Origin of the sequence: Nocardia carnea (assembly GCF_029869215.1) — a bacterium.
Classification (GTDB): domain Bacteria; phylum Actinomycetota; class Actinomycetes; order Mycobacteriales; family Mycobacteriaceae; genus Nocardia; species Nocardia carnea_B.
Window position 1 is genome coordinate 1 of sequence record NZ_JARWPM010000385.1, and the last position, 6,218, is coordinate 6,218.

Consider the following 6,218-nt stretch of genomic DNA (forward strand, 5'->3'; position numbering starts at 1 on the left):
ATCCGGGACCAGCTGGGATCGATGGCGGTGCTGTCGGGGGGGGGGGCGGCGGCGCAGCCCCCGGGGCGCGCGGGGCGGCCGCGGGTGAACCGGTTGGGTAATCACCCCCCCCCCCCCCGGGTCCCCCACCCCCCCCCCCCCCCCCCCGCGGGGGGGGGGGGCGGGACAAACCCCCCGGTCCCCCCCGCCGCCCCCCCCCGCGCCCGGGGTGGCCCCCCCCCCCCCCCCCCCCCGACAGCACCGCCATCGATCCCAGCTGGTCCCGGATCGCGGCGGGCCGCCACAATGCGGCCCGATCGAAATCGCCGGAGCGGCGCAGGTAACCGGATGCGGCCAGCCCCACCGCCACCAGCCCGGGTATCGGTGATTTCCCGCGGAACGCCCGGTTGTACAGGGTGGCACCCCCGAAGAACAATGCCCCGTATTCCACAGCCAGATAGACGCGCCGCCACCGCCGGATCCGCACTCGCCCACCCTATCCGAACCCGGCCGGAAAGGCCGGGGCCGACGAATTGCCGCCGGACCTAGGAGAAGGTTTCCAGGAATTCCCGGACGAAGCACAGCGGGCAGATCGGATCGAACGGTGCCGTCACCGGTCGCTGGGCGGGCGCGGACGACTCCACCGGGATTCCGGCCGGGGCGGCCGATGCCGGCGGAAGTCCCACCGCGAACGAAACCATGCCCGCGGCAACGGCACTCAGCAGCAAACGTTTCATGATCACTCCTCGGGGTCCGCCGATGAGCTGCCACGCTACCAGCGTCATGAACCCGGGCACACGCCCCGAATCCGGGGGTGCAGCTGCCGGGCGCCGGGCCGCAGAGCCGGCACCCCGCAGACAACGACGAAGGCCCCCTCCTGAGAGGGGGCCTTCACCACAGCGGAGCCGGACCGGATCCGGCTACGGACGCACCACTCAGGCGGCCGGGGCGTTCACGTCCGCGGGCAGCGCGGCCTTCGCGACGGCGACCAGGCCGGCGAACGCTTCGGCGTCGGAGACGGCCAGCTCGGCGAGGTTCTTGCGGTCGACCTCCACCCCGGCGGCCTTCAGGCCCTGCACGAAGCGGTTGTAGGTGATGTCGTTGGCGCGGGCCGCGGCATTGATCCGCGCGATCCACAGCTTGCGGAAATCACCCTTACGCGCCCGGCGGTCCCGGTAGGCGTAGGTGAGCGAATGCAGCTGCTGTTCCTTGGCCTTGCGGTACAGGCGCGAGCGCTGCCCGCGGTACCCCTTCGAGGCCTCGAGGATGGAACGGCGCTTCTTCTGAGCGTTGACGGCCCTTTTGACGCGTGCCACTGGTCAGTCCTAATCGATCTTGGGGGTGCTGGTCGTATCTGACGCACCCGAGTGGGTCGGTTCATCGGCGTCCGGTCGCGTAGGCGGTACCGGACTGTATCTCTTCCCGGACAGGGAATCAGATACCCAGCAGCTTCTTCACCCGGCGGACATCGGCCGGTGCGACGGCCTCGGTGCCTTCCAGACGACGAGTCCGGCGGGAGGACTTGTATTCGAACAGGTGCCGGCGGTTGGCCTGCTGACGGCGCAGCTTGCCCTTACCGGTCACCTTGAATCGCTTCGAAGCGCCGCTGTGGCTCTTCATCTTCGGCATGGCAACCTCAATCTGTGTCGTGCCCGCGCAGGGGCGGACCAGGTGTACTGATCAGCGTTATTGCAGGCTCGACGCAATAGCGCTGCGGCGTGGGCCGCGTTATGTGCGGCTTCGCGCCGCAGTGTGCACGGCTACGCCGTTGTTATTGCGCGACCGGCCGGCCGGTGTTCGGCGCCGCGCCGCCGGGCTGCGGCCGGGCTACCGAATCCTGCGCGGCCTTGGCCCGCGTCTTCGCACCCTTGTGCGGGGCGAGGACCATCGTCATGTTGCGGCCGTCCTGCTTGGCCGAGGTCTCGACGAAACCCAAATCCGCCACGTCGGAGGCCAGCCGCTGCAGCAGCCGGAACCCGAGTTCGGGCCGGGACTGTTCGCGTCCCCGGAACATGATGGTGACCTTGACCTTCGACCCGGCTTCCAGGAACCGCACCACATTGCGCTTCTTGGTCTCGTAGTCGTGATCGTCGATCTTCGGCCGCAGCTTCTGTTCCTTGATCACGGTCTGGACCTGGTTCTTCCGGGACTCGCGCGCCTTCTGCGCGGTCTCGTACTTGAACTTGCCGTAGTCCATGATCTTGCAGACCGGCGGACGGGCGTCCGGCGCGACCTCTACGAGGTCGAGGTCTGCTTCCAGGGCGACGCGTAGTGCATCTTCAACACGCACGATCCCAACCTGTTCACCGCCGGGTCCGATGAGCCGGACCTCGGGAACACGGATGCGATCGTTGATGCGGGTCTCAGTGCTGATGGGGCCTCCTAGGTCTAGCGGTGTCATCCGACGACCGCTCGCAATGAACCCCTTGTTCAACACGAAAGCCCCGGTGCGGTATTTCACCGCCACGGGGCCCGATGTCGACCGGCCACGCAGGTAACGACACCTACGCCACCCTCTCGCCGCGCGAGATGATGCACCCACCGATAGGTGGGGGACCGGACCGTTTGACCAAGCGATCACTCGCCGGCAACGGTGGGAGTCGGGCTCCACTTGTCTGCCCCGGACAGGCCCGGGACGGTCGTCGCCGAAGAGTCTAACAGTTCCGGGCCGGATGAACGAATCGCGCTCCCGGGGTCGGCACGAAAACGAGTTGCCCCGGCCCGGGCGACCTGCCAGGCTCAGCACCCGTGAGCAGCCGACGTGACCTGCTGCGCTGGCAATTCGACCTGATCTGGTCGCTGTCCCAGCTGCATTTCGAGGCCCTGACCGACGACGATAGCCACTGGGAACCCGCCGGGGTGATCTGGACGGTCCACCGCGGCCCCGACGGCCGGTGGCGGCCCGATTTCGCCGATACCGAGCCCGACCCGGTTCCCGCGACCACCATCGCCTGGCTGACCTGGCATATCGGCTGGTGGTGGAGTTCGGCGATCGCCCACGCCGAGGGCCGTCCGATCCCCGAGCGCACCGAGGTCTTCTGGCCGGGCGATACCGCCGCCGCGCTGACCTGGCTGAACGAACTACGGGAGCACTGGCTCCGCGTACTCGACGGTTGCGACGACACCGAACTCGAACGGGCCACGTCGTACCCCTGGCCCGCCGAGGCGGGCCTCACCGTCGCCCACCTGGCGGCCTGGGTCAACGTAGAACTACTGAAGAACGCCACCGAGATCGGCCAATTGCGGATCCTGCGCGCGGCGCGATCCACCGAATCCGCCGGATCACTCGGCGGCTGAGAGCCCGGACCGCTCGCCGTGCGACCCGGTCGCCACGAAACGAGTCGCGGCGCACATCACCCACGGCCCCGGCAGATCGGCGTTCGGGACGCGCCTAGGCTGATGCGCATGACCGAACAGCCCGAGGGCGACGTGCGCGAACTGGCCGATATCCCCGCCGTGGAGGTGATCAGCCGGGCCGCGGTGATGCTGATGAGTTCGGCCGCGGAGAAGCTCGGGCTCAGCGACGCCGACCCGGAGAACAGTCCGCACCGGGATATGGACGAGGCGCGGCGGGTCATCACCGCGCTCGCGGGCCTGATCACCGCGTCGGTCGAATACCTCGGCCCGCACGCCGGACCGCTGCGGGAGGGCTTGCAGTCGTTGCAGAAGGCGTTCCGGGAGGGTTCCGCCGTGCCCGACGCCCCCGGTGCCGGGCCCGGCGAGAAGTACACCGGCCCGGTCTACTGACCTGTCCCCGGCAGCAACTCCCGCGCCGGGGACGAGGGGGGTGTTCAGGCGGCCGCCTTCCGCACCAGTTCGCCGATCCGCGCTTCGTCCGCGGGTCCCAGCGTGGTCAGCGCGTACGCCGTGGGCCAGATCGCGCCGTCGTCGAGCCGGGCCGAATCGTTGAAGCCGAGGGTGGCGTAGCGCGCCTTGAACTTCGCCGCGCTCTGGAAGAAACAGACCACTTTGCCGTCCCGGGCATAGGCGGGCATGCCGTACCAGAGCTTCGGGGTGAGCTCGGGTGCGTGACCGGTGACGAGGGCGTGGATCCGTTCGGCCATGGCGCGGTCCGCGTCCGCCATCTCGGCGATCTTGGCCAGTACATCGGCCTCGCCGTCCGCCTTCCCGGCTCGTCCGGCACGGCGGGCGGCGGTTTTCAACTCCTGGGCGTGTTCCTTCATCGCGGCGCGTTCCTCGGCGGTGAATCCCACCGCAGACTTCGCGGTGCTGCGGGTCCGAGTGCTCATGGTGACTCCTTCGTTCCTGGGTCGGGGTGAATTGTTCGGGTCGGGTGAATGCGATCCCCGGGCGCGGGCCGTCCCCGCGGATCGCGGTGATCGAATGCGGGTCCGCCGGGGCGGGCACACACGCGGTGGCTCAGCGGTCCTGGAGGAGGCCGAGCACGTTGCCGTCGGGGTCGGTGACCGTGGCGACCAGGCGGCCCTCCCCTACTTCGCGCACCGGTTCGCGCACGGTGGCGCCGGCGGCGAGGACCTCGGTCAGCTTCGCCTCGATATCGGGCACCTGCCAGTAGGCCACCGGCGCGGTCATACCCTGCGGCCCACCGCCGGGCACCAGGCCGATGTGCTGGCCGCCGATATCGAAACCGATGTAGTAGGTGCCCTCGGTCTGCGGTGCGATCCCGAGCAGGGCGGTATACACCTTGCCCGCCTTCGCAAGATCGGATACCGGGTGCAGAACGGTGGCGATTCCCGTGGTGGACGCGTTGGTCATCGGTACTCCTGGTGTCGGGTTGCGTGCGGCCCCTCAGGCCGAATTACGTTGTGTTGTAAGCTTTCCCGCCGGTATTGCTGCCCGTCGGGTGCGATGGGAACAACGTTATTGCCGATGGCCGACCCGCACATCCGTGCCGGCCACGGAACCCACCACTGAGTCCGCACGTACCCGGGGCCACCGAGTGGTACGGGGCCGTACGCGACAATGACGCGGTGTCGAAACAGAAGGTCACCGGTGGGATCTCCGGCCGGGAGGCCGAGGTGCTGGCCTTGGTGGGGCAGCACCTCAGCAATGCCGAGATAGGCGCGCGCTTGTACATCTCGGTGCGGACGGTGGAAACGCATGTTTCCTCGCTGCTGCGCAAAATCGGGGTGCCCGACCGGCGGGCACTGGCCGCGCGGGCGGCCGACTACCCCGGCCCCGCCCTGGCGGACGAGCCGGTGTCCGTGCTGCCGGCACCGCTGACCTCGTTCATCGGCCGCGACCGGGAGCGCGCCGAACTGCGGGCGGCCGTCACCACACAACGCCAGGCGACCGCGCTCGGCCCCGGCGGGGTCGGTAAGACCCGGCTCGCGATGGCGGTAGCCACCGAGGTGGCCGCGCAGTTCGCGGGCGGGGCCTGGTTCGTGGACCTGGTGCCGGTCACCGACCCCGCCCTGGTCGGGTCCGCGGTGGCCCGGGCGCTCGGCCTGGGTGAGCAGCCGGGACGCGGTATGGACGATTCGGTCCTGACCGCACTCGCCGGCCGCCACCTCCTTCTCGTCCTCGACAACTGCGAACATCTGCGCGACGGCGTCGCGCCGTTCCTCGAGCGCCTGCTCGCGCACTGCCCCCGGGTGACGGTCCTGGTCACCAGCCGGGCCCGGTTGCTGGTTCCGTTCGAACAGGTCTACGAGGTTCCGCCCCTGGTACTCGACGGCGAGGGGACGGCTGGCCCAGCCGATGCCGTCGCACTGTTCCTGGACCGGGCCCGGGCCCTGGGGAGCCGGATCGAGGACGCGGACCTGGACCGGGTGGATGAGGTATGCCGCCGACTGGACGGTCTGGCCCTGCCGATCGAGCTCGCCGCTGCCCGGCTACCCACCCTCGGCCTGGACGGACTGACCGCGAGTCTCGCCGATCCGCTGCGATTACTGGTCGGTGGACGCCGCGCCGACGAACGGCACCGGTCGGTACGGGCGATGCTCGACTGGAGCCAGACCCTGCTGACCGACACCGACCGGCTACTGCTGCGCCGGCTCGCGGTATTCACCGCCCCGTTCACCGCCGCCGACGCCACCGCGGTCGCCGGGCACCCCCCGCGGGGTGCCCCCGCGCTCGCGGCCGGCGTGGGCCCGGGGGCGGGACACACTGTGGTGACCATGGTGGCCCCCGCCGGGCTGGGCGGGGGGTCCCGGGGGGGGGGGCCGGGCGACCGCGGTGGCGTCGGCGGCGGTGAACGGGGCGGTGAATACCGCGAGCCGGCGCAGCAGTAGCCGGTCGGTGTCGGTCAGCAGGGT

The 6,218-nt window shown here is 70.1% G+C and carries 9 protein-coding genes; 3 read left to right on the forward strand and 6 right to left on the reverse strand.

The features are described 5' to 3' along the window. Positions 1 to 524: 524 nt before the first annotated feature. The 4 genes from QH276_RS27915 to infC all read right to left on the reverse strand — a co-directional run bounded on the left by QH276_RS27915 (position 525) and on the right by infC (position 2,380). Positions 525 to 716: a hypothetical protein gene (locus QH276_RS27915; protein WP_280399670.1), complete on the reverse strand. Its 192-nt coding sequence runs from the start codon at positions 714 to 716 to the stop codon at positions 525 to 527. A 198-nt stretch (positions 717 to 914) separates the two neighbouring features. Then, on the reverse strand, positions 915 to 1,295 hold the full coding sequence (gene rplT, locus QH276_RS27920; RefSeq protein WP_033245214.1) for a 50S ribosomal protein L20: 381 nt from the start codon (positions 1,293 to 1,295) through the stop codon (positions 915 to 917). Between the two features lie 118 nt (positions 1,296 to 1,413). Then, the gene (gene rpmI, locus QH276_RS27925; protein WP_033245213.1) at positions 1,414 to 1,608 is read right to left on the reverse strand and encodes a 50S ribosomal protein L35; all 195 of its coding nucleotides are present in this window, start codon (positions 1,606 to 1,608) and stop codon (positions 1,414 to 1,416) included. 142 nt (positions 1,609 to 1,750) lie between these two features. Next, a complete protein-coding gene (infC, locus tag QH276_RS27930) occupies positions 1,751 to 2,380 on the reverse strand; it encodes a translation initiation factor IF-3 (RefSeq protein WP_280399669.1) in 630 nt (209 codons plus the stop codon). Positions 2,381 to 2,727: 347 nt separating this feature from the next. Between infC and QH276_RS27935 the strand changes: the two genes are divergently transcribed. After that, the gene (locus QH276_RS27935) at positions 2,728 to 3,276 is read left to right on the forward strand and encodes a DinB family protein (protein WP_280399668.1); all 549 of its coding nucleotides are present in this window, start codon (positions 2,728 to 2,730) and stop codon (positions 3,274 to 3,276) included. Between the two features lie 108 nt (positions 3,277 to 3,384). Then, positions 3,385 to 3,726 (forward strand): DUF1844 domain-containing protein, encoded by a 342-nt coding sequence (locus tag QH276_RS27940; RefSeq protein WP_280399667.1) that lies wholly within the window; start codon positions 3,385 to 3,387, stop codon positions 3,724 to 3,726. A gap of 44 nt (positions 3,727 to 3,770) precedes the next feature. Here the strand turns inward: QH276_RS27940 and QH276_RS27945 are convergent, their stop codons facing one another. Both QH276_RS27945 and QH276_RS27950 read right to left on the reverse strand, forming a co-directional pair. Continuing rightward, positions 3,771 to 4,229 (reverse strand): iron chaperone, encoded by a 459-nt coding sequence (locus QH276_RS27945; protein WP_280399666.1) that lies wholly within the window; start codon positions 4,227 to 4,229, stop codon positions 3,771 to 3,773. A 130-nt stretch (positions 4,230 to 4,359) separates the two neighbouring features. Beyond that, positions 4,360 to 4,716: a VOC family protein gene (locus QH276_RS27950; protein ID WP_280399665.1), complete on the reverse strand. Its 357-nt coding sequence runs from the start codon at positions 4,714 to 4,716 to the stop codon at positions 4,360 to 4,362. Positions 4,717 to 4,931: 215 nt separating this feature from the next. On the opposite strand from QH276_RS27950, the gene QH276_RS27955 reads away from it, so the two are divergent. Then, positions 4,932 to 6,194 carry an ATP-binding protein gene (locus QH276_RS27955; protein ID WP_280406951.1) on the forward strand — a complete coding sequence of 421 codons (1,263 nt, stop codon included), beginning with the start codon at positions 4,932 to 4,934 and terminating at the stop codon, positions 6,192 to 6,194. Positions 6,195 to 6,218: the final 24 nt, after the last annotated feature.

Excerpts from the sequence above, each read along its gene's own strand:
- QH276_RS27915 (WP_280399670.1), bottom strand. The coding sequence starts at position 716 with ATGAAACGTTTGCTGCTGAGTGCCGTTGCCGCGGGCATGGTTTCGTTC.
- rpmI (WP_033245213.1), bottom strand. The coding sequence starts at position 1,608 with ATGCCGAAGATGAAGAGCCACAGCGGCGCTTCGAAGCGATTCAAGGTG.
- infC (WP_280399669.1), bottom strand. The coding sequence starts at position 2,380 with ATGACACCGCTAGACCTAGGAGGCCCCATCAGCACTGAGACCCGCATC.
- QH276_RS27940 (WP_280399667.1), top strand. The coding sequence starts at position 3,385 with ATGACCGAACAGCCCGAGGGCGACGTGCGCGAACTGGCCGATATCCCC.
- QH276_RS27945 (WP_280399666.1), bottom strand. The coding sequence starts at position 4,229 with ATGAGCACTCGGACCCGCAGCACCGCGAAGTCTGCGGTGGGATTCACC.
- QH276_RS27950 (WP_280399665.1), bottom strand. The coding sequence starts at position 4,716 with ATGACCAACGCGTCCACCACGGGAATCGCCACCGTTCTGCACCCGGTA.